This window comes from Caulobacter segnis (assembly GCF_031454995.1).
In the GTDB taxonomy this organism is placed as follows: Bacteria; Pseudomonadota; Alphaproteobacteria; order Caulobacterales; family Caulobacteraceae; genus Caulobacter; species Caulobacter segnis_E.
On the sequence record NZ_JAVDRV010000001.1, the window covers coordinates 1,015,729 to 1,040,189 of the forward strand.

The following is a 24,461-nucleotide window of genomic DNA, read 5'->3' on the forward strand; positions in this document are numbered from 1 at the left end:
CCTTCCCCGGCACGGGGAAGGTGAGATCTCAATTCTGGCGGATCGGGCTTTCGACCTGAGCCAGTTGATCAAGGTCGACCTTGTCGGTCTTGACCTTGACGGGCGCGACGGTGTCGCCGGGCTTGACCTTCTGCAGGCCGCCGACGATCACCCGGTCGCCGGGCTTCAGACCCGAGCGGATGATGCGCAGGTTACCGGCCAGCGGGCCGATCTCGACCGGGCGGTACTCGGCCTTGTTGGCGCTGTTGACCACCACGACGAAGCGCTTGCCCAGGTCGGTCGCGACGGCGCGGTCGGGCGCCAGGGCGACGGTCTGGCTCTCGGCGCTGACCAGGCGGATGCGGGCGAACAGCCCCGGCGTGAAGCGGCCGTCGGCGTTGGCGAAGATCGCCCGGCCGGCGATGGTGCCGCTCCTGGCGTCCATGGCGTTGTCGATGAAGGCCAGCTTGCCGACGTGCGGATAACCCTCCTCGGTCATCAAGCCCATATAGACCGGCCCGCCCTTGCCGCGCTCGGCCGAGGCGTACTTGAGGAAGGTCTGCTCGTCGGCGTTGAACTCGGCGTAGATCGGCGTGTCGGACACCACCGTCGTCAGCAGGCTCGACTGGGTGACCAGGTTGCCGCGCGTGATGATGGCCTTGGAGATCCGGCCGTCGATCGGCGAGGTCACCCGCGTCCATTCCAGGTTCAGGCGAGCGGTCTGCAGGGCGGCCTGGGCGGCGGAGAGGTTGGCCTGGGCGGCGCGCTCCTCCGAGGCCAGGCGATCGAATTCGCTCTGGGCCAGGGCGTTCTGCTCGATCAGGCGACGGCCGCGCTCGCGGTTGACCACCGCCAGGTCCAGTTGGGCCTTGGCGCGGGCCACCTCGGCGGCGGCGCGGTCGGCCTCGGCCTTGTAGGGGCGCGGGTCGATCTGGAAGAGCACCTGGCCCTTGTGGACGCGCGCGCCCTCGGTGAACTGGGCGCCGTCGATATAGCCGGAAACCCGCGGGCGGATCTCGACGGTGTCGATCGGCTCGAGCCGGCCGGTGAAGTCATCCCATTGGCGCAGGGACTTGAAGGCGACGTCGGTGACGGTGACCTGGGCGGGCGGCGGCGCGGCGGCGGCGTCCTGCTTGGCTTGGGCCGAGCAGGCGGCCAGCACGGCGACGGCCGCCAGGCCAGCGAAGGACGTGATGACGGGTTGGAGACGCATGGGGGAGGAACCTGTCGGGGAGGAAAGAGGCGGAGGAGCGTGGCGGGTCATTCGAAGACGGGTTGGCGCGAGGCGCGCCGCGGCGAGTGACCCAGGCTCCGGATCGTCGACCAGCCTTGCTCGAGCTTGGCCTTGGGTTTGAAGAAGCCCATGAAACCCTTGGCCTTAGCGGTTTGGGGCGCGGTGACGTAAACGTTTGTTTGCGGGGGCATTGGCGCGCGCTCCTTAGGGGTTTAAGGGATGAAATGTCGCAGCGGCTGTTACTTGACCCCGGCGACGGGAATGACGATTTAGGATGTGACGAGACCGTTCGGTATCATCGCTCTGGCGGAGAGATACTGACCGGTAACTCGCACGTCAAGGAGAGGCCTGCCAAAATGGCGACTAGAAATTCTGGGGACGGGGCTTTGGGCGACAAGGAAGCGGCCGCTTGCGCGCCGGCGTCCAAGCGTCCGGCGCGTGACCGGATCTTCGAGACCGCCCGCGAGCTGTTCTACCAGCACGGCATCCGCGCCGTCGGCGTCGAGACCATCGCCTCCGAGGCGGACGCCACCAAGATGACCCTCTATCGGAACTTCCCGTCCAAGGACGAGCTGGTGGCCGAGGTCCTGCGCGAGCAGGAACGCGAGTACTGGGCCTGGTGGGAAAGCATCACCGCCGTTTGCTGCGCCGACCCACGCGCTCAGCTCGAGGCGATCTTCGACGCCTTCGAGACCAAGGCCTGCAACACGGACGTTCACGGCTGCCCGCTCGCCAACGCCGCCATCGAGCTGCACGAGGAAAGCCATCCGGCCCAGGTGGTCTCCGTGAACTACAAGAAGGAGCTGCACCGGCGGCTCACGGACCTGGCGCGCCGCGCCGGAGCCAAGGACGACGACCTGGCCGACGCCCTGATGCTGCTGATGGAAGGCTCCTACATCGCTCGCGTCACTCTCGGCGCGGACGGCCCCTCACGCGCCGTGGCCCGCTCGGCGCGGGCGCTGATCCGGTTCCATCTGGACGGTTGCCGCCCCTAAGCGCGCGGGTCCAGCACCCGCGCCCGTCGCTCGATGGCCAGCAGCGCCAGCAGCACGGCGAAGGCGAAGACCAGCAGCATCAGCGACAGGCGGTGGGCCTCTCCCCACTCCAGCCCCTCGACCAGGCGATAGATCTCGGTCGACAGCACGGTGGTCTCGCCCGGGATATTGCCGCCCAGCATCATGACCACTCCAAACTCGCCGACCGTGTGGGCGAAGGTGAGAATGGCGGCGGCGACGTAGCCGGGCAGGGCCAGCGGCAGGGCCACGCGCCAGAAGCTGGTCCAAGACGAGGCGCCGAGGGTGGCGGCGGCTTCCAGGGGCTCGTCGCCAATAGCCAGGAAAGCGTTCCTCAAGGGCTGCACCGCGAATGGCAGCGAATAGATCAGCGAGCCGATGACGAGACCCTCGAAGGTGAAGGCCAGGGTGCGCACGCCGAAGGGCTGCAGCAGGACCATCAGCGGACTCTTCGGCCCCAAGGCGATCAGCAGATAGAAGCCCAGAACCGTCGGCGGCAGCACGATCGGCAGCGCGACCAAGGCGGTGATCGACGTCCGCAGGCTGGATCGCCCCCGCGCCAGCCACCAGGACAACGGCGTCGCCAGGACCAGCAGCAGGATCGTGGTGATCCCCGCCAGCTTCGCCGTCAGCCACAGCACCTCGGCCATGCTCAGCGGACCTCGTAGCCGTAGCGGCGGATGATCGCCTTGGCCTCGCCGCTCTTCAGGAACGCGACGAAGGCCTTGGCGGCCACGCTGTTCTGGCCGGTCTTCAGCAGCACGGCCTGCTGATCGATCGGCGTGTGGTCGGCGGTGGGCACGATCCAGCGCGAACCGCCCTTCTCGTCGATCACTTGGGAAAGCGCCACGAAGCCCAGCTCCGCCGCGCCGGTCTGGACGTACTGGAAGGTTTGGGTGATCGAGGCGCCGGTGACGATCTTGGACTTCAGGGCGTCATGGAGTTTCAACGTGGTCAGGGTCTCGACCGCCGCCTGGCCGTAGGGCGCGGCCTTGGGATCGGCGATCGCCAGCTTGTCGAACCCGCCCTTAGCCAGCACCGCGCCTTTCGGGTCGACGAGCCCGGGAGTTCTGCTGAACAGCACCAGCCGGCCCGTGGCGTAGGTGAAACGCGAGCCGGGAACCGCCAGCCCCTCGGCCTCGGCCTTCCGGGGCCGTTCGACATCGGCGGACAGGAAGACCTCGTACGGCGCGCCATTGGCGATCTGGGCGTAGAACTGCCCGGACGACCCGAAGCTGAGTGTCGCGTCGTGCCCTGTGCGGACCTTGAATCGGGTGGCGATCTCGCGCGCGGCTTCCGTGAAGTTGGCGGCGACGGCGACCTTGGTCTCGCCGGCCAGGGCCGCGCCGCCCAGCATCAGCGACACGCCCGCCATGGCGGCGATCAGCATCGGACGACGGGCGCTCATCTGACAGTCCTGGGTCTGGCGCGACGGCAAGGCCGCCAGACTACATAGCGGCGATGTTCGGAGCGGACTAGGCCAGCGCCCTCAGCCCCGCGCGCAGCTCCTCGATCCCGCCGCCCAGATCCTCGTCCAGCTTGCCGTGCTCGCGGGTCCAGATCGGCAGGGCCTGGGCCAGCAAGGTGCGGCCGTTGGGGGTGAGGCTCAGCACCCGGGCGCGGCGGTCCTTGGGATCGGGGGCGATCGTCAGCAGGCCGCGCCGCTCCAGCGGCTTCAGCGCGGCGGTCAGGGTCGTGCGGTCCATGGCCAAAAGGTTGGCGACGCCGCCCATGCCGACCGGCTCGGGCCGGTTCAGCGACATCAGCAGCGAGAACTGGCCGTTGGTCAGGCCCAGCGGCCGCAGGGCTTCGTCGAAACGTCGCGCCAGGGCCCGGGCGGCGCGCTGGACGTGCAGGCACAGGCAAGTGTCGCGGACATGGATCGTCGTCTCGAAAGGAATCACGACCGGCTTTGACATGCTCGATTTATGTTGATATCAACGTTATTAGTCAAGCGAAAACAGCTCAGCTTACGGAGGACGTAATGCCGCACGCCGTGGTCTCCCGCGAAGAATGGCTGGACGCGCGCCGCGCCCTGCTGATCAAGGAAAAGGCTCACACCCGCGCCCGTGACGCCCTGAACGCCGAACGCCTGGCTCTGCCCTGGGTGAAGCTGGACAAGACCTACGCCTTCGACACCGAGCGCGGCCGCGAGACCCTGGACGACCTGTTCGACGGCCGCGGCCAGCTGATCGTCTACCACTTCATGCTGGGCCCGGATTGGGACGCGGGTTGCGAGGGCTGCTCGTTCATGGCCGACCACTTCGATGGGACGCTGCCGCACCTGAACCACCACGACGTGACCCTGGTCGCCATGTCCCGCGCGCCTCTGACCAAGATCCAGGCCTACAAGCGGCGGATGGGCTGGAAGTTTCCGTGGGTGTCGTCGCACGGCGGCGACTTCAACCGCGACTTCCATGTCTCGTTCACGCCGGAGGAACTGGCCAACGAAACGATCAACTACAACTTCACCGACCTCCCGTCGGCCCAAGGCCACGACGAACTGCCGGGGCTCTCGGCCTTCTATCGCGACGCCGATGGAGCGGTGTTCCACACCTATTCAACCTATGCCCGAGGTTTGGAGGAGGCGATCGGGACCCTGATGCTCCTCGACCGCGCGCCCCTAGGCCGCAACGAGGGCGAGACGATGAACTTCGTCCGCCGTCACGACGAGTACGAGGACGCTCAGCCGAAGTCCGCCTGCTGCGCCGGCGCCGCCTGACGCCCCGCCGCATGATCCGTTCCTGGAACGCCCTCGTCGAGGCCATGCCCCCGGCTGGTCTTTCAACGCCATCGCCACCGCCCAAGGAAACTCAAATGGCTAGCGATTTTGTCTGGTTCGAACTGGTCACGCCCGACGCCAAGGCGGCCGAGGCGTTCTACACGGCCGTCGTCGGATGGAAGACCGAGGCGTCGTCAGGCCCCGCCGGGCCCTACACGATCTTCAAGGCCGGCGACTTCCACGTCGGTGGCATGCTGGAGATGAAGGACGTCCCGGCGGGCTGGCTGGGCTATCTCGGGGTCGATGACGTCGACGCCTTCGCCAAGAAGGTCGAGGCCGCCGGCGGCGCCATCCGCAGGCCGCCGGAGGACATTCCCAACGTCGGCCGCTTCGCCGTCGTCGCCGACCCGCAAGGCGCGATGTTCGTCCTGTTCCGCGGCGAAACCGACGACGCCCCGCCGCGACCCGCGCCGATGTCGCCGGGCTCCCTGGGCTGGTCGGAGCTGCACGCGGCCGACTGGGAGAAGCTCTTCGACTTCTACGCCCCTCTGTTCGGCTGGGTGAAACACGACACCGTGCCGATGGGCGAGATGGGCGTCTATCAGACCTTCGGTCCCCAGGCGGCGGCGATCGGCGGCATGTTCAGCAACCACGCGCCCGCGCCGGCCCCCTATTGGCTCTACTATTTCGGCGTCGAGGGCGTCGATTCCGCGATCGAGCGGGTCAAGGCCAACGGCGGCCAGGTCCTGATGGGTCCGGTGGAGGTCCCCGGCGGCGCCTGGGTGGTCAACGCCCAGGATCCGCAAGGCGGGCTGTTCGCCCTCCTGGGCATGCGCGGATGATCACCGTCTTCGGAGAAGGCCGGGGCTTCCGCGTCGTCTGGTTGCTGGAGGAGATGCGGCTGCCCTACCGGCTCCGGGACGTCGACATGCTGGCCGGGGTCGAGAACGACCCCGAGTTCCTGGCGATCAATCCCGCCGGCTTCATCCCCGCGATCCGCGACGGCGACGTCGTCATGGTCGAGTCGATCGCGATCATGGAGTACCTGTTGGGCCGCTACGGCCCTTCGCCTCTGGCGCCAGATCCGCAAGACGCGACCTTCCCCGCCTACCAGCAGTTCCTGCATCTCGGGGAAGCGGGACTGGCGGCCTCGGTCTTCTTCCTCACGGGCGCCCTACACTTCGCCCCCGAGACCGACCGCGACAACTGGACCGTTCGCCAGGCCATGCACGTGTTCACCAGCCGCCTGGGCTTGGTGACGCGCCGGCTGGCCGAGGCGCCCTACATGGCCGGAGGAGTCTTCACCGCGGCCGACATCTCGGTGGGCTACGCGCTGGAGATGGCGCGCAAGAACATCGACTTCGCGCTCGGCGAGGCCGAGCAGGCGTATCTGGGCCGGCTGCGCCAGCGCGACGGCTATCGGCGAGCGCTCGACGCCTGCCCCGCCACGCGGGGCTGGTGGAGCAGCTAGCCCACGCAGTCGGCGAGGCCGTCCCGACGCACGGCGCCCGAGGCCTTGCCGATCTTCTGGGTGCGCTTGGCGACGTACTTGCCCGGCTTGATCACCCGCCACTTCAGCGGGCTGGGAAGGATCGCCGCAAGCCGCGAGGCCTGGGCCTGGGTCAGCTTGTCGGCCCCGACGCCGAAATAGCGGCGCGAGGCGGACTCGGCGCCATAGATGCCCGGCCCGAACTCGATGGAGTTCAGATAGACCTCCATGATCCGCTTCTTGCCCCAGCCGATCTCGATCAGCACCGTGAACCAGGCTTCCAGGCCCTTGCGGACATAGGAGCGGCCCGGCCACAGGAAGACGTTCTTGGCCGTCTGCTGGCTGATCGTCGAACCGCCGCGGATCTTCTTGCCAGCCTCGTTATTGGCGTAGGCCTTCTGCAGGGCGTCGAAGTCAAAGCCGTGGTGCTCGCAGAACCGCGCGTCCTCGGCGGCGATCAGCGCGCGCGGCAGGGCGGGGGCGACCTCGTCGATCGGCCGCCAGCGGTGGTCCAGGCCCTTCCCCTCGACCGCCCGGATCACCATCAGCGGAGTGACCGGCGGCGGGACGAAGCGGAACAGAATCACCGCCACGACCGGTCCCGCGACCAGGATGATGAACAAAGCCAACGCGATGTTGCGCAGAAGCCGTCGCAAGGAACGCCCCCAAAAGAATCCAGACAGACTTGTCTTTACGCTGCGGCGGGATGCTAGCCAAAGTCGCGGTCGCTCGGATAGCCGCCAAGCCTAGGGAGCCCTCGATGGACGTGATCGACGCCGTCAACCGCCGCATGTCGGTGCGCGCCTTCAAGCCGGATCCCGTCGACGGCGCCCTGGTGCGGGAGCTGCTGGAAGCCGCCGCCCGCGCGCCCTCCGGCGGCAATCTCCAGCCCTGGCGGGTCCAGGTCGTGTCGGGCGCGCCGCTGAAGGCCCTGACCGACGCCATGCTGACCCGCGTCGCCTCGCCCGATCCGACCGAATACGACGTCTATCCCGCCAACCTGTGGGAGCCGCTGCGGAGCCGCCGCTTCCAGGTGGGCGAGGACATGTACGGGGCGCTGGGCATCCCGCGCGAAGACAAGCTACAGCGTCTTCAGTGGTTCTCGACCAACGGCCAGGGCTTCGGCGCGCCGGCGCAGCTGTTCTTCTCGATCGATCGCCGCTGCGGCCCGCCGCAGTGGAGCGACGTCGGCATGTTCATGCAGACCTTCATGCTGCTGGCCGTCGAGCGCGGCCTCGACACCTGCCCGCAGGAGTTCTGGTCGCACTACAACAAGCTGGTCGACGAGCACGTCGGCCTGCCCGAGGGCCACATGCTCTTCTCCGGCATGGCCCTGGGCTATCGCGACGAAGCCGCCCCGGTGAACAACTTCCGTTCGCGACGCGCTCCGTTCGAGGAGTGGGGTGAGTTGAAGGGGTTCGTCTAAGAGCACAGAATAAGCGGATTCACCCTAGGAGATGCATGGTGGCCAACGCTTGGTTCTCAGTAGCGGGACTAGCATTTGACTTCGCAGGCGTCGCGCTTCTGGGCTTCGATCTTGTTAGACTCCAAATCCGACTTCGCAGCCAAGCTCGCAAAAGCCGCGAGTTCCTCGATGAAATTTCAAGCGATTATGGTGGAACTTATTCTTGGGCGCAGGAGATCAAAAAAAGCGCAACTTGGTATCCGGAATCCTCGTACTCCGACTACCATGCCGAGGATGAAACCTCTTTCAACGCCCGAAACACAGTCGAGCAAGTCAGAGAAATTTCCGAATGCACCAGCGGCCTAGCTGAGCACATATCGAAGATCACCACATATTTGGACCAAGGAGCCAGTGAAAATAACCAGACAGCCTTTATGTCGTTCTGGTTAAGTATTGCCGGCCTTTTTATGATCCTAATAGGCTTCGTACTCCAAGTCATAGGCACCTACCCCCAATAATCTAGAGGGATCAGACCTACCCCGCGAACTGGCGAGGGCCGCTGATGTCGGGGATTTCGAGCACCCCGGCCTCGCCGCTCTCGTCGCCCCAGGCCATCAGCTTGCCGTCGGCGCTGACGGCCAGGGCGCTGATCGGGGCGCCCTTCTCGGCCTTCAGGGTCTCGATGCGGCCGTTGCGCATGTGGGCGGCCCAGATCTTGCCGTTGTCCTGGGCGGCCAGGCAGACCGGGTGGGTGTCGATCCCCGCCACCCGCACGACCATGGAATCGCGGGAGAAGCCGATCTCGGCCGCTTCCTTGCCCATCGGCCCGCTGGCGCCGGCGAACGGCCAGATGACCGCGCCATTGGCGCCGGCCGTGACCAGGAGGTTGCCCTTGTCGAAGAAGGCCAGGCTCTTGATCTTGGCCGGATAGCCGCCCATCCGCATGTCCTTGCCGTCCGACAGGCGCCAGCCATGCAGTTGGTTCTCCTGCATCGACGAGATCAGGAACTTGCCGTCGGGGCTGAAAGCCACGGCGATGTGACTGCCGGCCCACTTCAGGAGCTGCGGCTTCTGGTCGGCGATCCGCGCGTACCAGAGATAGGCGCCGCCATAGGTGGCCGAGGCCAGGCGTCGGCCCTTGGGCTCGAAGGCCAGGCCCGACACCGTCTTCTCGTGCGCGAACACGCGCGCGAAGGCCGGATCGGCGGCGTCTCGGACATGGACCTCCTTGCCGGCGGTGAAGGCGATCAGGCCCGAGGCGGCGCTGGTCGCCACGTGCTCGATCCACTTGTTCTTCACCTCGGCCAGCACGGTCGCGGCCACCTCGCCGTTCTCGATTCGAGTCCAGACCACGCGGCCGTCGTCACCGCCGGTGACGATTCCCGCGCCGCTCGGGTGGGCGGCGGCGGCGAGAACGGCGCCGCCGAGCGGACCGCCATGGGCTTCCACGGTGACGAAACCGTCCTCGGTTTGAACGCGCACGGTGCCGTCGCCCAGAGCGAAGGCGGCCCGGCCGGAACGGTCGAAAAGGACGTCGGTGACGAAGGCGTCGAAGGAAAAGATCATGCGCGGGACTTAATGCGCCGAGGCCTCCGGGGCCAGACTCTTTCAAGGCGATGCGTTTCCAGGCGCGTTTGGCCCCAGGCGCCCGTTCGAACGGCGTTCGGCGAAAAGTCGCAAAAAGGGGCTTGCTATTGCGCCGCGTCGTCGGGCTTTACTTCCGCGCCCGTCTGCGCCAGACGTGGCGCGGTAATGACATTTTCAGGCGCGCGCGGGGCGCGTGGCCTTCTGGGAGACAGTCAGGCATGGCGGCTAAACTTGCTGGCGGCGGCGGTGGCCGTTATTCGCTGGGCCAAAATTCCGAAATCAACGTCACGCCCTTCGTGGACATCCTTCTGGTGCTGCTGATCATCTTCATGGTCGCCGTGCCGATGGCCGTGACGTCCATCAAGATCGATCTGCCGCCGGCCTCGCCGCCGCCGCCGAACGCTCCGAAGCCCAAGGAGCCGGTCTTCATCTCGATCCAGAAGTCGGGCGCGGTTTTCATTGCCGACAAGCAAACCAGCCTGGATGGCCTGGAAGCCGACCTGAACGCCAAGTTCGCCGCCAACGGCCAAGCCGGCCCGAAGGACGACCAGCGCGTCATGATCCGCGCCGACGCGGACGTGATGTACGCCGACTTCATGGGCGTGCTGAACCAGCTGCAGACCGCCGGCTGGTACAAGGTCGGCCTGATCAACGAAGACATCCACTAAGGATCGTCCTCGGCGACAGCCAAAACACGAAAGCCCCGGCGCTTCAGGCTCCGGGGCTTTTTTGTTGTCCGGCCCGCCGTCCTCGATCCCGGCGCGATCCTTGCATCACCGTCGTCATCGTTTTCGACGGAGATCAGGCCCATGACCACGATCAGCGGCGGCGCGCTCACTCAGCAGCTTTATGGCAAGCTTTTTGACCGCCTGGATGTCGATGCAAGCCTGGGCCTGACCCAAGACGAACTGAAAGCGGCGGATTCGAGCCGCTCGGACGAGGCCTTCGCCGCGGCGTTCGAGCATCTGGACGCCGACAAGGACGGCAAGATCAGCCGCGCGGAAATATCCGCCGGCCCGGCGCTGTCGCTGGGGGCCGACGCGCTGCTGACCACGTCCGGCGCCGACAACGCGGTGGCTGATCTGATCGCGCGCGCGGATACCGACGGCGACGGCAAGCTGTCGGCCAGCGAGAACGAAGCCGAGGCGGCCTTGCGGCGCGCCAACAACCTGGACAGCGGCTACGTGGGCGGCCCCGTTTTCATGCTTCGGGATCGCGACGGCGATGGCCTCTACGCCGCCAACGAAATCTCGGCGGCGCGGCCCCTGTCTTTGAAAGGTTTGGCGGTGACGTTCCCGGACGAGCTGCCCGACGAGCTGCGCGCCGCCTTGCACGACCTGGACGGCGCCCCGCGCGGCGACGCCCCCAGCCCCGCCAAGACGTACACCGCGGAAGAAAAGCAGGCGATCCGCGACCAAATGGCGGCCGACATGGCCGAGCGGGCCTCGGGCCCGGAAGGAACAATCAAGTTCCTGGATCGCGAAATCACCGGCCTTCGGGAACAGGCGGCCGGCGACTTCGCGAAGCTTGAAATCAGCAAGACGCTGTCCAGCCGCCTGCTAGCGCAGATCCTGGGCCATCTCGACCAGACGGCCTAGGCTCTAGAGCGCCGCCTCAGGCCGCGGTCGCCTCGAAGCCCGCGCGCAGCTCGGCCTCGTCCAGGTCGCGGCCGATGAAGACCATGCGGCTGTAGCGCTTGTCCTTGTCGGTCCACTCGCGCTGGAAGTCGCCCTCCAGGATCATGTGCACGGCCTGGAAGACGAGACGCTTGTTCTCGCCCTTCACGTCGATAATGCCCTTGGCGCGCAGGATGTCCGGGCCGCGCTTGGCCAGGAGGTCGTTGAGCCAGGCGGTGATCTTCTGGCCGTCGACCGGCTTGTCCAAGGTCAGAGAGATCCCCTTCACGCCGTCGTCATGGATGTCGCTTGCGTGGTCATGGTGGTGATGGTGGTGATCGTGGCCGCAGTGCTCGTCATGCACATGACCGTGGTCGTGATGATGGTGATCGTGGCCGCAATGCTCGTCGTGCACGTGGCCCGGTTCCCCGTGGGCGGGATTGAGGAAGTCCGGCTCCAGCTCGGTGATGCGGTCCAGGTCGAAGCTGTGCTTGCCCAGGATCGCCTCCAGCGGGACGTTCGAGCGCTGAGCGCGGTGGATGGGGGCCAGCGGGTTGATCCGGCGGATACGCGCCTCGACGTGGCGCAGGTCGTCCTCGGAGACGAGGTCGGTCTTATTCAGCACGATCTGGTCGGCGAAGGCGATCTGCTCGACGGCCTCCTTGCTGTCCGACAGGCGCAGCAGGATGTGCTTGGCGTCGACGACGGCCGTCACCGAGTCGAGGGCCGTGCGCGCCTTGACGTCCTCGTCGACGAAGAAGGTCTGGGCCACCGGGCCCGGATCGGCCAGGCCCGTGGTTTCGACGATGATGGCGTCGAAGCCGCCCTTTCTCTTCATCAAGCCCTGCAGAACCCGGATCAGGTCGCCGCGCACCGTGCAGCAGACGCAGCCGTTGTTCATCTCGAACACTTCCTCGTCCGCGCCGACCACCAGGTCGTTGTCGATGCCGACCTCGCCGAACTCGTTGACGATCACGGCGTAGCGCTTGCCGTGCTCCTCGGTGAGGATGCGGTTGAGCAGGGTGGTCTTGCCGGCGCCGAGATAGCCGGTCAGCACGGTGACGGGGATCTTGCCGGAAGCGGCGGAGGAAGCTTGGGTCATGGAGCGCTATTTAGGCGCTCGCCCCGGCAAACAAAAGCCGGACGTCCTTAGAGATCCAGGAACGCGACCCCAATGCCCATGGCGATCAGGGCGACGCCCAGGATCGTCGACTCGTAGCGGGCGATCCGCTCCAGCCCTAGGCGCTTGACGCCGGCGAGGCTGAGGGTGGTGAACAGCAGCATGCCGGCGGTCGTCGCGGCCATCAGCACGGCGCTCAGCGCCATGAAGCCGGTCCACCCGTGCTTCACGCCCGCCAGATAGATGGGCAGGAACGCCTCGCAGGGCGAGAGGGTCAGCAGCACCACCAGGGCGACGATCGCCGCGCGATCGGAAGCGTAGCGACGGGTGGTGATGTCGCCTTCGCCGTGCTCGTGGCGGCCGCGCCATAGATAGAAGAGTCCAAGGCCGCCCATCAGCGCCCCGACCACCCATCCGAACACCGCGCCCATATGCGGCTGCACGGCGAGGCCCGCGCCGACCAGGACGACACCCAGCAGGATGGTGAAGGCCACGTGCCCCAGGCCCGCCAAGGCGGTGACACTCAGGGTCTTGCCCGCCGACCAGTGCTGTCCGCGGCCAACGAGGACGAACGGCAGCCAATGGGTCGGCAGGGCCGCGTGCAGGAAAGCGACGGCGAAGCCGGTGGCGGCGATGGGGGCGAGAAGCGACGGATCCACGGGAAGCCCTATATCGTGTTATAAAATAACACACCAGGGGGTAATCGAGAACTTGTCGCATTTGAAGGATTCAGGGCCGGATTCCCGTGGCGACGCCGTTGACTCTCGGGCTCGCGGCTGTATAAGTCGCGCCCTCTTCGCCCGCCGGGTTTCCGAGCGGGCGTTCCCTATTTTGCGAACGCACGTTTTTAAGGCGCTAACCTATGTACGCGGTGATCAAAACCGGCGGCAAGCAGTACCGGGTTCAAGCCGGCGACCTGCTGGTGGTCGAAAAGCTCGAAGGTGAACCCGGCGCTGCCGTGGCCTTTGGCGAAGTCCTGATGCTTGGCGAAGGCGAGGCCGTGACGGTCGGCGCCCCCACCGTGGACGGCGCTGTCGTCTCCGGCACCCTGATCGAAACCCGCAAGGGTGAGAAGGTGAAGATCTTCAAGAAGATCCGCCGCCAGGGCTACCGCCGCACCCGCGGTCACCGCCAGCTGGAATCGGTCGTGCGCGTCACGTCCGTCGCCGGCGCCGGCAAGGAAGCCAAGTGGGAAGGGTCGATCGACCTGACCCCGAAGGTCATCCTGGACGCCCGCGCTCGCGGCCTCGGCGACGCCGCCGTGCCGTTCACGGTTCCGGCCGCGACCGACGCCGCTCCGGCTCCGAAGAAGGCCAAGGCTCCGAAGGCTGCCGAAGCCGCCGCCGAGCCGGCCGCCGAAGCCGCCCCGAAGAAGAAGGCCGCCCCTAAGAAGGCCGCCGCCAAGACGGAGGAAGGCGAAGCCTAAGGGCGACGCCTTCTAAAGGTAGGAGAGCAAGATGGCTCACAAGAAATCAGGCGGCTCGTCCAGCAACGGTCGCGACTCAGAGTCGAAGCGCCTTGGCGTGAAGAAGTTCGGCGGCGAGAAGGTTCTCGCCGGCAACATCCTCGTGCGTCAGCGCGGCACCAAGTTCTACCCGGGTTCGGGCGTGGGCATTGGCAAGGATCACACCCTCTTCGCGCTCGTGCAGGGCGCTGTGGGCTTCGTGACCAAGAAGCACAATCGCACTTACGTGACCGTGACCCCGGCCGCTCAGCCGGCCGAGTAAGCACGAACCAGAGTTTCTTCGGATCGTGCTTCTCCTTCAGAAGACGATCCGGACAGACGATCTCTAGCGGGGAGTCCGGAACGCCGGGCTCCCCGCTTTTGTTTTGTCTCGTCGCCGCAACGGATATCGCCACGGCGGCGTCACGGTCCCGAAAGAAAAGAGGACCGGAGGAACTCTGGGAGGCGCCGATGTGCGTCATCGAAGAAAGACCCGTCATCGAAACCCAGCGGCTGACGCTGCGCGTCCCGGCCAAGGCCGATGTCGAGCGCGTGGCGGCCTTCTGCGTCGATCATGACGTGGCGCGCATGACCACGCGCATGCCCTCGCCCTACACGCGCGGTCACGCCGAGGACTTCGTGGCCCGCTGCGGAACCCAGGATCGGTCGCGCGACAACACCTTCGCCATCGAGCTGGCGGACGAGGGGCTGATCGGCGTCGTGGGTCTGTTCACCAACCCGAACGGTCCGGTCGAGCTCGGCTACTGGATCGGCCGGCCCTACTGGGGCCGCGGCTACGCGACCGAGGCGACCAAGGGCGCCTTGGACTGGGCGCGCGGCGTCTGGAACAAGCGCTACGTGACGGCTGGCCATTTCGCCGACAACGACGCCTCGGGGCGGGTGCTGGTCAAGGCGGGGTTCCTCTACACCGGCGTCGTCGAGCACAAGCCGTCGATCGCGCGCGGCGCCGCGGCGGCCACGCGGATGATGGTCTGGCTGGCCTAGGCGCGGGCTCTAGGCCGCGCGGTGGGTGTGGATCACCTTCTGCGGACCTTCGCGGAAGCGCTTCTCGGCCGTGATGATCCGCTCGCACAGGGCGTCGAGGTCGCTCAGCAGCGAATAGGTGGCGTAGATGGGGATCTCCATCATCGCCACCTGAGCGCGCGGCATGAACTCGGTGTACTTCTTCCACGACGGGTGGCTATCGCGGGCGTTCAGGGCGCGCTGACCCAGCGGGTTCCAAAGGTCCAGATCGACCAAGTCGTCGCGGCACTGCTTCATCACCGGCAGGGCGATGTAGAGGAACAGGAAGGTCGGGGTCGCGGCCTTGGCGAATTGCGGCTGCACCTGCAGGTGCCAGATGCGATAGGCCTCGAAGAAGCCCGCCTTGCGGACCGGATCCGGCGGCAGCCACGAGGCGCTCTCATTGATCAGTTCGCTGGCGGTCGCGGACCGCTTGATCAGTTCGTCGGCGCTGGCGCCAGGGGGCATGGTCTTGGACAGCGCCACGACTGGGATGGCCAGCTTCTTGGCGACGTCGGTATAGGCGACCTGCTTGCCGGCCATCGGCGTCCATTGGCCAAACGATGGCGCGCCCGGCGTGCTGGCGCGCTTGGTCGCGGCGGCCTTGTGCAGCAGCAGCTGCTCCTCGCGCTGCTGTTCGGCGCGCAGGCGGTCGAATTCTTCCTCGTGCGCGGCTTGCTCCTCGGCCGTCATCCAACGGGCGCGGCCAGGACCATAGGTCCGCTCGTAGCGGTTCAAGAGGACAAGGGTGTGATCCGTCGAGGGGCGCCGTCCCACCTCACCGAGGAACGTCTTGAAGTCGCGCCATTGCGGCGCGACGCCGGTCCCGCGTCCGATCAGGATATTGCGGTGTACGGAGGCCTCGGCGCTGTACTTGCGATGAATGTCCTGGGTCGACAGCTCGACCAGGTCCTTCGCCAGGGGTTCGTCGACTTCTACTTCGGTCGCCAAGGTCAGCCTCCCGTTCCGCCGGCGAGAAACACCGCGGTTCGCTAGCCATGACTCTTTGTCGCACAACGTGTTTTAACATTTCGTCACGACGCCGGGCACCCGTCACGCTCTTCTTGAGGTTAACGACCGTGGCCAAGCGTCACGGCGAAAACGGGGTTTTGGCTCGACGCGCGGGACGCCTTGGGACAAAAGGACCGCATGAAATTCTTGGACCAATGCAAGATCTACATCCGCTCCGGTAACGGCGGCGGCGGATCGGTGTCGTTCCGCCGCGAGAAGTACATCGAGTACGGCGGCCCGGACGGCGGCGACGGCGGTCGCGGCGGCGACGTGTGGATCGAGGCCGTCGAAGGCCTCAACACCCTGATCGACTATCGCTACCAGCAGCACTTCAAGGCCGGCACGGGCGTGCACGGCATGGGCCGCGCGCGCCATGGCGCGGCCGGAGATGACGTCGTCCTGAAGGTCCCCGTCGGCACCGAGGTGCTGGAGGAGGACAAGGAGACCCTGATCGCCGACCTCGACCACGCCGGGATGCGCATCCTGCTGGCCAAGGGCGGCAATGGCGGCTGGGGCAACCTGCACTTCAAGGGCCCGGTCAATCAGGCGCCCAAGTACGCCAATCCGGGACAGGAGGGCGAGGAGCGCTGGATCTGGCTGCGGCTGAAGCTGATCGCCGACGTCGGCCTCGTTGGCCTACCCAACGCCGGCAAGTCGACCTTCCTGGCCGCGGCCAGCGCCGCCAAGCCCAAGATCGCCGACTATCCGTTCACCACCCTGACCCCGAACCTCGGCGTCGTGGACCTGTCTAGCAGCGAGCGCTTCGTGCTGGCCGACATCCCCGGGTTGATCGAGGGCGCCAGCGAGGGCGCGGGCTTGGGCACGCGGTTCCTGGGCCACGTCGAGCGCTCGGCCACCCTGATCCACCTGATCGACGCCACCCAGGACGACGTCGCCGGCGCCTACGAGACCATCCGGGGCGAGCTGGAAGCCTATGGCGACGAGCTGGCCGACAAGGCCGAGATCCTGGCGCTCAACAAGATCGACGCGCTCGACGAGGAGACCCTCGCCGAGAAGATCGCCGAGGTTGAAGCCGTGGCCGGCGTCAAGCCGCGCCTTGTTTCGGGCGTCTCGGGCCAGGGCGTGACCGAACTGCTTCGCGCCGCCTACCGGCAGGTTCGTATCCGTCGCGGCGATCTCGAGGAAGAAATCGCCGAGGACGAGGACCACGTCGACGAGACCCCCGGGGGCTGGACGCCGTGAGCCAAGCCGCCGAGGCGTACCGAGCCGCCCGTCGCATCGTCTTCAAGGTCGGCTCGGCCCTGCTGGTCGACGACGCGACCGGCGCGGCCGACCGCGCCTGGCTCGAGGCGTTCTGCGCCGACGCCGCGGCCCTGCGCGACGCCGGCAAGCAGGTGCTGGTCGTCTCGTCCGGCGCCGTCGCGCTGGGTCGCCGGCGCCTGGGCCTGAGCGGCAAGAAGGCGACCCTGCCCGAGAAGCAGGCCGCCGCCGCGGCCGGCCAGTCGCTGCTGATGCGCGCCTGGGAGGAGGCCTTCGAGCCGCACGGCCTGAGCGTCGCCCAGATCCTGCTGACCCGCGACGACACCGAGACCCGGCGTCGCTGGCTGAACGCCCGCGCCACGACCGAAACCCTGATGGGCCTGGGCGTCGTTCCGGTGGTCAACGAGAACGACACCGTCGTCACCGAGGAAATCCGCTACGGCGACAATGACCGCCTGGCAGCGCGGGTGGCCCAGATGGCGGGGGCCGACCTCCTGGTGCTGCTATCGGACATCGACGGCCTCTACACCGCCGACCCGCGCAAGAACCCCAAGGCCCAGCACATCCCGCTGGTGAGCGAGATCACGGCCGAGATCGCCGGCATGGCCGAGGGCGCCAACGCCGCCGCCGGAGTCGGCACCGGCGGCATGGCCACCAAGATCGCCGCCGCCCGCATCGCCCGCGCCGCCGGCTGCGCCACCCTGATCACCCTGGGCTCGCGCCCACGGCCGCTGGCCGCCATCGCCGCCGGCGAGAAGGCCACGCTGATCGAGGCCGGGGCCAGCCCCGCCGCCGCCTACAAGGCCTGGATCGCCGGCTCGCTGGCGCCGCAGGGCTGGGTCACGGTCGACGCCGGCGCGGCCAAGGCGCTGGCGTCCGGAAAGAGTCTGCTGTCGGCCGGCGTCCGCGCCATCGAGGGTCCTTTCGAGAAGGGCGACGCCGTCCGCGTCCGCGACGAGACCGGCCGCGAGGTCGCGCGCGGCATCGTCCGCTACGACAGCGCCGACGCCCAGCGCATCGCCGGCCTGCGCTCGGACGCCATCGAGGCCGAGCTCGGTTTCACCGAGGGCCCGATGATCCACGCCGACGACCTGGCCGTAGCCCACTAGACGTTTCCAAGTACGAGCATCCCCATGGCCTACAGATCCCTCCGCGAGTTCATCGACGTCCTGGAGGCCAAGGGCGAGCTGGTCCGGGTCAAGGAGCCCGTCTCCAGCGTGCTGGAAATGACCGAGATCCAGACGCGCCTCTTGGCGACCGGCGGGCCGGCGGTGCTGTTCGAGCACGTGCTGCTGCCCGACGGCTCGCGCTCGGAGATGCCGGCGCTCGCCAACCTGTTCGGCACGGTCAAGCGCGTGGCCATGGGCGTCACCCTGGGCGGCGAGCCGCGCGAGACGGCCGGCGAGTTGCGCGAGGTGGGCGAACTGCTGGCCTTCCTGCGCCAGCCCCAACCGCCCAAGGGGATCAAGGATGCGCTGGACATGCTGCCCCTGGCCAAGACGGTCATGAGCATGCGTCCCGGCACGGTGAAGAAGGCCCCCGTGCAGGAGGTCGTCCTGACCGGCGACCAGATCGATCTCTCCAAGCTCCCCGTCCAGACCTGCTGGCCGGGCGAGCCCGCGCCGCTGATCACCTGGCCGCTGGTCGTGACCAAGGGTCCCGGCAAGGACCGCGAGGACGACTTCAACCTCGGCATCTACCGCATGCAGGTCCTGTCGAAGGACAAGTGCATCATGCGCTGGCTGGCCCATCGCGGCGGCGCCCAGCACTACGCTCGCCACAAGAAGGCGGGCAACAAGGAACCCCTGCCCGCCTGCGCCGTCCTGGGCGCGGATCCGGGCACCATCCTGGCGGCGGTGACGCCGGTGCCCGACACCCTGTCGGAGTATCAGTTCGCGGGCCTACTGCGCGGCGCCAAGGTCGATCTCGTGCCGGCCAAGACCGTGCCGCTGATGGTCCCCGCCCATGCCGAGATCGTCATCGAGGGCCATGTCCTGTTGGACGAGTTCGCCGACGAGGGCCCCTACGGCGACCACACCGGCTACTACAACAGCGTCGAGAAGTTCCCGGTCTTCCAGGTGACGGCGATCACCATGCGCAAGGACCCGATCTACCTGACCACCTTCACCGGCCGGCCGCCGGACGAGCCCTCGGTCCTAGGCGAGGCGCTGAACGAGGTGTTCATTCCCCTCATTCGCCAGCAGTTCCCCGAGATCGTCGACTTCTGGCTGCCGCCCGAGGGCTGCAGCTACCGCATCGCCGTGGTGTCGATGAAGAAGGCCTATCCGGGCCACGCCAAGCGCGTGATGCTGGGCGTCTGGAGCTACCTGCGCCAGTTCATGTACACCAAGTGGGTGATCGTCGTGGACCACGACATCAACGCCCGCGACTGGAAGGACGTGATGTGGGCGATCAGCACCAAGATGGACCCCGCGCGGGACATCACGGTGATCGAGCACACCCCGATCGACTATCTGGACTTCGCCAGCCCCGAGAGCGGCCTCGGCTCCAAGATCGGCCTCGACGCCACCGACAAGTGGCCGCCCGAGACCAAGCGCGAATGGGGCGAGGAGATTCGGATGGACCAGTCCGTGGTCGACGCCGTCAGCGAGAAGTGGTCGCGCCTTGGCCTGCCTGGGGACGGGACGCCGATCTGGAAGGCGAAATGAACGAACATCCCGACGAGGCGCGGAGCAAGCCGAGTTTGGACCGCCCGAGAGGCTAGGTTCGCGGCGCCGTCGGCTCAGCTTCGCCGAGGCCGGGATGACAAAGGAAAGTCGATGAGAGTCCTCACCCTGGCGGCCCTGGCCGTCACCCTGACCGCGAGCACCAGCATGGCCCAGATCAAAGCGCCTTGGGATGAAGCCTTCCTGCCACCGGCCCCGCATTGGCAGGGCGCCAGCCAGGCGCTGATCCGCGACAAGGCCGATCCGTGGGTGACGCCGTTCGAGGCCGACGCCGAGCACGACTTCTCGCCAACCTACGCCGACACCCGCGCCTGGTTCGATCGCCTGGACAAGGCCAGCAAGCTGATCCGCGTCGAGGACTTCGGCGTCTCGCCACAGGGCCGCGAGATCTTCGCGGTAATCGCGTCGAAGGACGGCGACAAGCTCGATCCCAAGAAGCCGCTGCTGCTGGTCCAGGCGGGCATCCACCCCGGCGAGATCGACGGCAAGGACGCCGGCATGATGCTGCTGCGGGATATGGCGTTCCACGGCAAGGACGGCCTGCTGGACAAGGTGAACCTCGTTTTGATCCCGATCCTGTCGGTAGACGGCCACGAGCGTTCGGGCCCCTATTCGCGTCCGAACCAGCGCGGCCCCCGCATCCAGGGCTGGCGCAACACCGCCACCAACCAGAACCTTAACCGCGACTTCATGAAGCTGGACCAGCCGGAGATGCGGGCGCTGAAGCGCCTGCAGGCCAAGTACAAGGCCGATCTCTATGTCGACGTCCACGTGACCGACGGCATGGACTACCAGTACGACGTCACCTACGGCTTCAATGGCGAGAACGGCGTCTGGAACCGCTCCCCCGCGATCGCCAAGTGGCTGGACGCGGTGCTCAAGCCGGTCATGAACAAGAGCCTGGAGGCCGAGGGCCACATCCCGGGCGAGCTGGTGTTCGGGATCGACGAGCACAATCCCAAGGCCGGCTTCTCGGACGGCGGCCTGGGCGAACGCTTCTCGAACGGCTGGGGCGCGGCCGCCCACGTCCCGACCATCCTGATCGAGAACCATAGCCTCAAGCCCCACGCCCAGCGCGTGCTGGGGACCTACGTGTTCATCGAGACGGCCCTGAAGCTGCTGGCCGACAAGGGCGGAGACCTGCGCACGGCCATCGCCGCCGACAGCGCCCTGCGCCCCGCCGAGATCCCGGCCAATTTCGTGTCCGACGACAAGCCCGCCTACACGCGCGCCTTCAAGGGTATCAAGTACGCGTACTACGACAGCCCCGCCTCGGGCCGGAAGGAAGTGCGCTGGCTGGGCGAGGCCGATCCGGAAATCTGGAACGTCCCGTTCTATGGCTCAAAGCCCTCGCTGACGCTCAAGCGCCCGACCGCCTACTATGTGCCCAGCTACCGCGCCGACCTCATCGAGCGCCTGAAGCTGCACGGCGTGGCGCTGGAGACCCTGCCCGCCAACAAGACCGTCAAGGTCGAGATGATCCGCCTGGTCGATCCCAAGATCGCGACGCGCGCCAACGAAGGCCACGTGCAGATCAGCGTCAACAACGTCACCACCGAGACCCGCGACTGGACCTTCCCCAAGGGCTCGGTCCGCGTGCCGACCGACCAGCCGCTGGGCGACCTCGTGGTGTTGCTGCTAGAGCCGCAGTCCAACGAGAGCGTCTTCGCCTGGGGCATGGTCCCCGAGGTGCTGAGCCGCGTCGAATATATCGAGCCCTACGCCATCGCCCCGCTGGCCGAGAAGATGCTGGCGGCCGATCCGAAACTAAAGGCCGAGTTCGAGGCCAAGCTGGCCGCGGAGCCGAAGTTCGCCGCCGATCCCGACGCGCGCCTGGCTTGGTTCTACAAGCGCACGCCGTTCTACGACGACCACCACCTGCTGTATCCGATCGCCCGCGAGATCGCGAAATAGCGTTGGGTTGCCGTTCCCGGGCGAAAGGTCTCATATGGCCGGCCGCTCGGGGGCGGGCGGCGTCATAGGGTTTTTGAGTCATGGATACGATCGTTTCCGGCCACGCGGCCGCCCTCTGGGCCGGCCTGCACCTCTTCCTTCTGCTGATCCTGTCGGTGCTGGTCGTGCGCCTGCGCCAGAAGCACAAGGTGGCCCTGGGCGACGAGGGCATCCCCGAGCTGGCGCGCGCCATCCGCGCCTTCGGCAACGCCACCGAATATGTCCCGACGGGCATCGCCGCCCTGGCCGTCCTGGCCGTCGCCGGCGCCTCGGCCCTGACCATCCACGTCGTCGGCTTCCTGCTGTTCGCTGGCCGCGTCACCCACGCCGTCGGCCTGTCCAATAGCGGCGGCGTCTCGATCCCGCGCGCGGCGGGCATGATCGCCACCTGGCTGGCCTATATCTTCGCCGGCGTCGCGCTGCTGATTTCGGCCATCGCCTAGACCCCTCACCGCTTGCCCCGGCCCATGCGCGTCGTCCATAAGACCGCATGGACGAAAACCTGTTGCATGACGTGGTCGCCGCCGCGCGCAAGGCCGGGGCCGACGCGGCCGAGGCTGTCTTCGCCGAGCGCCAGTCGCTCTCCGTCAGCGTCCGCTTGGGCGAGCTGGAAGAGGTTGAGCGCGAGGAGGCCCGCGACCTGGGCCTGCGCGTCTTCATCGGCCAGCGCAGCGCGACGGTATCCGGCTCGGACATCTCGGCCGAGGCGCGCGCCAAGCTGGTCGAGCGCGCCGTGGCCATGGCCCGCCTGGCGCCCGAGGATCCTTACGCCAGCCTGGCGCCGGCCGACCGACTGGCCCGCGCGCCCTATCCCGAACTCGACCTCGTCGACCCCTACGAGCCGACCGCCGAGACCCTCGAGACCCAAGCCCGCCAGGCCGAGGAGCATGCCCGCGCCGTCAAGGGCGTGACCAACTCCGACGGCGGTTCGGCGACCTGGTCGTCGTCCCGCTGGGCCATGGTCACCAGCGAGGGCTTCCACGCCAGCCACGCGGCCACCGGCCACTCGGTCTCCGCCTCGGCCATCGCCGGCGAGGGCGCGGGCATGGAGCGCGGTGGCGAGGGCCGCTCGACCCGTCACTTCGGCGACCTGCCGGCCGCCGGCGACATCGGCATGGAGGCCGGCCGCCAGGCGGTGGCGCGGCTGAACCCGCGCAAGATCGCCTCGACCACCGCCCCGGTGATCTTCGAGAACCGCCTGGCCATGAGCCTGATCGGCCCGCTGCTGGGCGCGATCTCGGGCCCCTCGATCGCCCGGGGCACCTCGTTCCTGAAGGACAAGCTGGGTCAGCGGATCTTCGCGCGCGGCGTCCATCTGCTGGAGGACCCGCACCGGGTGCGCGGACTCGGCTCGGCGCCGTTCGACGACGAGGGCGTGGCGACGGAAGCGCGCGCCCTGATCGACGACGGCGTGCTGACCACCTGGCTGCTGAACACCAGCTCGGCCAAGCAGCTGGGTCTCGTCACCACCGGCCACGCCTCGCGAGGCCTCGCCGGCCCCTCCGGCGTCTCGACCCACAACCTGACGCTCCAGCCGGGCGAGAAGGACATCCAGGGCCTGATGAAGGACGCCGGGACCGGCCTCGTCGTCACCTCGATGTTCGGTCCTTCGCTGAACGGCAACACCGGCGACTGGTCGGTTGGGTGCGCTGGGTTCTGGTTCGAGAACGGCGAGAGCACCGGCCCTGTCACCGAGATCACCGTGGCCGGCAATCTGATCGACATCTACGCGCGTCTCGTTCCCGGCTCGGACCTTCAGCTTCGCGGGGCCAGCAACAGTCCGTCGCTGCTGGTCGACGCCCTGGCCATCGCGGGCAAATGAGCGACCTGGACCTGATCCTCGACGCCGCGCGCAAGGCCGGAGAGCTGGCGCTCTCGGCCCGCGAAAGCGGCCTGAAGATCTGGTCCAAGACAGGCGGCTCGCCGGTCACCGACGCCGACCTGGCGGTCGACACCCTGCTGAAGCTGGAGCTGAAATCGGCGCGACCCGACTATGGCTGGCTGTCGGAGGAGACCGCCGACGATCCGGCGCGCCTGACCACCCGCCGCCAGTTCGTCGTGGACCCGATCGACGGCACCGCGGCCTTCATGAAGAACAAGCCGTGGTTCGCGGTCTCGATCGCCGTGGTCGAGGACGGCCAGCCGATCGCGGGGGTGGTTCACGCGCCGGCGCTCTCCGAGACCTACGCCGCCACGCTGGAAGGCCCCGCGACCCTGAACGGCGCCTCGATCGCGCCCAGCGCCACCGACCAGCTGCTTGGCGCGGCGATGCTGGGCGACGCCAAGATGTTCGCCCACCCCGCCTGGCGCGAGCCCTGGCCGGAGATGCGCATCGAAAGCCGCAATTCGATCGCCTACCGCATGTGCCTGGTGGCGTCAGGGGCCTTCGACGCCGCCGTGGCCTTGTCGCCCAAGAGCGAGTGGGACCTCGCGGCCGCCGACCTGATCCTCCGCCGCGCCGGCGCCACGCTCAGCGACCATAAAGGTCAAGGCTTCGCCTATAATCGCCCCGTTCCGCAGGTTCCGAGCCTGGTTTGCGCCAATCGGGCGCTTGCGCCATTGATCCTTAACCGCGTCGGGCATATCGAGCTGCCATAAAACCAATTCCTCGCAGGAACTTGCTCCAAATGCCCGATAAGCAGCTTCTTCATATCGTCATCGGCGGTGAACTGAAGGACGTCGCCGGCATCGAATTCCGCGACCTGTCGAAGGTCGAATTCGTCGGCGCCTATCCGAATTACGACGAGGCCCACAAGGCCTGGAAGGCCAAGGCCCAGGCCACGGTCGACAACGCCCACGCCCGCTACTTCATCATCCACGCCCACAAGCTGCTGGATCCGAGCAGCGAGGGCTGAGCCGCCTAAGTTCCTCCCCCGCGATGCGGGGGAGGTGGCCCGGAGGGCCGGAGGGGGCCAACTCGGCCAAATTCCAGCTTGCCCCCTCAGTCGCTCCGCGAC

29 protein-coding genes are annotated in these 24,461 nt (G+C 67.4%); 19 read left to right on the plus strand and 10 right to left on the minus strand.

Annotation, left to right across the window (positions count from 1 at the left end; translation table 11 throughout):
• Positions 1-28: 28 nt before the first annotated feature.
• Together J2728_RS04665 and J2728_RS04670 are read right to left on the minus strand one after the other, a co-directional pair.
• The gene (locus tag J2728_RS04665) at positions 29-1,192 is read right to left on the minus strand and encodes an efflux RND transporter periplasmic adaptor subunit (protein ID WP_309996983.1); all 1,164 of its coding nucleotides are present in this window, start codon (positions 1,190-1,192) and stop codon (positions 29-31) included.
• 47 nt (positions 1,193-1,239) lie between these two features.
• Positions 1,240-1,404, minus strand: coding sequence for a hypothetical protein (locus J2728_RS04670; protein ID WP_309996986.1), 165 nt, complete (start codon positions 1,402-1,404; stop codon positions 1,240-1,242).
• Positions 1,405-1,569: 165 nt separating this feature from the next.
• Between J2728_RS04670 and J2728_RS04675 the strand changes: the two genes are divergently transcribed.
• Positions 1,570-2,208 (plus strand): TetR/AcrR family transcriptional regulator, encoded by a 639-nt coding sequence (locus J2728_RS04675; protein WP_309996989.1) that lies wholly within the window; start codon positions 1,570-1,572, stop codon positions 2,206-2,208.
• Here the strand turns inward: J2728_RS04675 and modB are convergent.
• From modB to J2728_RS04690, 3 genes are all read right to left on the minus strand, one after another.
• Positions 2,205-2,876 carry a molybdate ABC transporter permease subunit gene (gene modB / locus J2728_RS04680; protein ID WP_309996992.1) on the minus strand — a complete coding sequence of 224 codons (672 nt, stop codon included), beginning with the start codon at positions 2,874-2,876 and terminating at the stop codon, positions 2,205-2,207. The two genes, J2728_RS04675 and modB, sit on opposite strands and share 4 nt — an antisense overlap.
• Positions 2,877-2,878: 2 nt before the next feature.
• Positions 2,879-3,634: a molybdate ABC transporter substrate-binding protein gene (gene modA, locus J2728_RS04685; protein WP_309996995.1), complete on the minus strand. Its 756-nt coding sequence runs from the start codon at positions 3,632-3,634 to the stop codon at positions 2,879-2,881.
• A gap of 67 nt (positions 3,635-3,701) precedes the next feature.
• Positions 3,702-4,145 carry a MarR family winged helix-turn-helix transcriptional regulator gene (locus J2728_RS04690; protein WP_309996998.1) on the minus strand — a complete coding sequence of 148 codons (444 nt, stop codon included), beginning with the start codon at positions 4,143-4,145 and terminating at the stop codon, positions 3,702-3,704.
• A gap of 65 nt (positions 4,146-4,210) precedes the next feature.
• On the opposite strand from J2728_RS04690, the gene J2728_RS04695 reads away from it, so the two are divergent.
• The 3 genes from J2728_RS04695 (at position 4,211) to J2728_RS04705 (ending at position 6,419) form a co-directional block, all read left to right on the plus strand.
• Positions 4,211-4,948, plus strand: coding sequence for a DUF899 domain-containing protein (locus J2728_RS04695; RefSeq protein ID WP_309997001.1), 738 nt, complete (start codon positions 4,211-4,213; stop codon positions 4,946-4,948).
• Positions 4,949-5,043: 95 nt separating this feature from the next.
• Positions 5,044-5,790: a VOC family protein gene (locus J2728_RS04700; RefSeq protein WP_309997004.1), complete on the plus strand. Its 747-nt coding sequence runs from the start codon at positions 5,044-5,046 to the stop codon at positions 5,788-5,790.
• On the plus strand, positions 5,787-6,419 hold the full coding sequence (locus tag J2728_RS04705) for a glutathione S-transferase family protein (protein WP_309997007.1): 633 nt from the start codon (positions 5,787-5,789) through the stop codon (positions 6,417-6,419). Before J2728_RS04700 ends, J2728_RS04705 begins: the two co-directional genes overlap by 4 nt.
• On the opposite strand, the gene mtgA is transcribed toward J2728_RS04705, so the two are convergent.
• Positions 6,416-7,120, minus strand: coding sequence for a monofunctional biosynthetic peptidoglycan transglycosylase (gene mtgA, locus J2728_RS04710; protein WP_309997586.1), 705 nt, complete (start codon positions 7,118-7,120; stop codon positions 6,416-6,418). The two genes, J2728_RS04705 and mtgA, sit on opposite strands and share 4 nt — an antisense overlap.
• 77 nt (positions 7,121-7,197) lie before the next feature.
• Between mtgA and J2728_RS04715 the strand changes: the two genes are divergently transcribed.
• Positions 7,198-7,863, plus strand: a complete 666-nt coding sequence (locus tag J2728_RS04715; RefSeq protein ID WP_309997010.1) for a nitroreductase — start codon at positions 7,198-7,200, stop codon at positions 7,861-7,863.
• Between the two features lie 35 nt (positions 7,864-7,898).
• Positions 7,899-8,360 carry a hypothetical protein gene (locus J2728_RS04720; RefSeq protein WP_309997013.1) on the plus strand — a complete coding sequence of 154 codons (462 nt, stop codon included), beginning with the start codon at positions 7,899-7,901 and terminating at the stop codon, positions 8,358-8,360.
• Positions 8,361-8,376: 16 nt separating this feature from the next.
• On the opposite strand, the gene J2728_RS04725 is transcribed toward J2728_RS04720, so the two are convergent.
• On the minus strand, positions 8,377-9,408 hold the full coding sequence (locus tag J2728_RS04725) for a WD40 repeat domain-containing protein (RefSeq protein WP_309997017.1): 1,032 nt from the start codon (positions 9,406-9,408) through the stop codon (positions 8,377-8,379).
• A 239-nt stretch (positions 9,409-9,647) separates the two neighbouring features.
• Between J2728_RS04725 and J2728_RS04730 the strand changes: the two genes are divergently transcribed.
• Positions 9,648-10,097, plus strand: coding sequence for a biopolymer transporter ExbD (locus J2728_RS04730; protein ID WP_309997021.1), 450 nt, complete (start codon positions 9,648-9,650; stop codon positions 10,095-10,097).
• Between the two features lie 141 nt (positions 10,098-10,238).
• Positions 10,239-11,027 (plus strand): EF-hand domain-containing protein, encoded by a 789-nt coding sequence (locus J2728_RS04735; protein ID WP_309997025.1) that lies wholly within the window; start codon positions 10,239-10,241, stop codon positions 11,025-11,027.
• Positions 11,028-11,043: 16 nt separating this feature from the next.
• Here J2728_RS04735 and J2728_RS04740 read toward each other — a convergent pair whose 3' ends face one another.
• Both J2728_RS04740 and J2728_RS04745 read right to left on the minus strand, forming a co-directional pair.
• A complete protein-coding gene (locus J2728_RS04740) occupies positions 11,044-12,147 on the minus strand; it encodes a CobW family GTP-binding protein (protein ID WP_309997028.1) in 1,104 nt (367 codons plus the stop codon).
• 47 nt (positions 12,148-12,194) lie between these two features.
• Positions 12,195-12,824, minus strand: coding sequence for a hypothetical protein (locus tag J2728_RS04745; RefSeq protein WP_309997031.1), 630 nt, complete (start codon positions 12,822-12,824; stop codon positions 12,195-12,197).
• Positions 12,825-13,027: 203 nt separating this feature from the next.
• Between J2728_RS04745 and rplU the strand changes: the two genes are divergently transcribed.
• The 3 genes from rplU (at position 13,028) to J2728_RS04760 (ending at position 14,614) form a co-directional block, all read left to right on the plus strand.
• On the plus strand, positions 13,028-13,591 hold the full coding sequence (gene rplU, locus J2728_RS04750) for a 50S ribosomal protein L21 (RefSeq protein WP_309997034.1): 564 nt from the start codon (positions 13,028-13,030) through the stop codon (positions 13,589-13,591).
• 31 nt (positions 13,592-13,622) lie between these two features.
• Positions 13,623-13,892, plus strand: coding sequence for a 50S ribosomal protein L27 (rpmA, locus tag J2728_RS04755; RefSeq protein ID WP_010918207.1), 270 nt, complete (start codon positions 13,623-13,625; stop codon positions 13,890-13,892).
• A 188-nt stretch (positions 13,893-14,080) separates the two neighbouring features.
• The gene (locus J2728_RS04760; RefSeq protein ID WP_309997044.1) at positions 14,081-14,614 is read left to right on the plus strand and encodes a GNAT family N-acetyltransferase; all 534 of its coding nucleotides are present in this window, start codon (positions 14,081-14,083) and stop codon (positions 14,612-14,614) included.
• 9 nt (positions 14,615-14,623) lie between these two features.
• On the opposite strand, the gene J2728_RS04765 is transcribed toward J2728_RS04760, so the two are convergent.
• Entirely contained in the window at positions 14,624-15,583 is a 960-nt protein-coding gene (locus J2728_RS04765) for a hypothetical protein (RefSeq protein WP_309997047.1), read from the minus strand.
• A gap of 198 nt (positions 15,584-15,781) precedes the next feature.
• Here J2728_RS04765 and obgE point away from each other — a divergent pair, with 198 nt between their 5' ends.
• From obgE to J2728_RS04805, 8 genes are all read left to right on the plus strand, one after another.
• Entirely contained in the window at positions 15,782-16,846 is a 1,065-nt protein-coding gene (gene obgE, locus J2728_RS04770) for a GTPase ObgE (protein WP_309997050.1), read from the plus strand.
• A complete protein-coding gene (proB, locus tag J2728_RS04775; protein ID WP_309997053.1) occupies positions 16,843-17,973 on the plus strand; it encodes a glutamate 5-kinase in 1,131 nt (376 codons plus the stop codon). The genes obgE and proB overlap by 4 nt, the downstream gene beginning before the upstream one ends.
• A gap of 24 nt (positions 17,974-17,997) precedes the next feature.
• Positions 17,998-19,533: a UbiD family decarboxylase gene (locus tag J2728_RS04780; protein WP_309997056.1), complete on the plus strand. Its 1,536-nt coding sequence runs from the start codon at positions 17,998-18,000 to the stop codon at positions 19,531-19,533.
• Positions 19,534-19,644: 111 nt separating this feature from the next.
• Positions 19,645-21,465, plus strand: coding sequence for a M14 family metallopeptidase (locus J2728_RS04785; RefSeq protein ID WP_404979704.1), 1,821 nt, complete (start codon positions 19,645-19,647; stop codon positions 21,463-21,465).
• An 80-nt stretch (positions 21,466-21,545) separates the two neighbouring features.
• A complete protein-coding gene (locus J2728_RS04790; protein WP_309997061.1) occupies positions 21,546-21,947 on the plus strand; it encodes an MAPEG family protein in 402 nt (133 codons plus the stop codon).
• 47 nt (positions 21,948-21,994) lie between these two features.
• Positions 21,995-23,326, plus strand: a complete 1,332-nt coding sequence (locus J2728_RS04795; RefSeq protein ID WP_309997064.1) for a TldD/PmbA family protein — start codon at positions 21,995-21,997, stop codon at positions 23,324-23,326.
• The gene (locus J2728_RS04800) at positions 23,323-24,102 is read left to right on the plus strand and encodes a 3'(2'),5'-bisphosphate nucleotidase CysQ (protein WP_309997068.1); all 780 of its coding nucleotides are present in this window, start codon (positions 23,323-23,325) and stop codon (positions 24,100-24,102) included. Before J2728_RS04795 ends, J2728_RS04800 begins: the two co-directional genes overlap by 4 nt.
• Before the next feature lie 20 nt (positions 24,103-24,122).
• Positions 24,123-24,359, plus strand: a complete 237-nt coding sequence (locus tag J2728_RS04805) for a DUF4170 domain-containing protein (protein ID WP_167535143.1) — start codon at positions 24,123-24,125, stop codon at positions 24,357-24,359.
• Positions 24,360-24,461 lie beyond the last annotated feature (102 nt).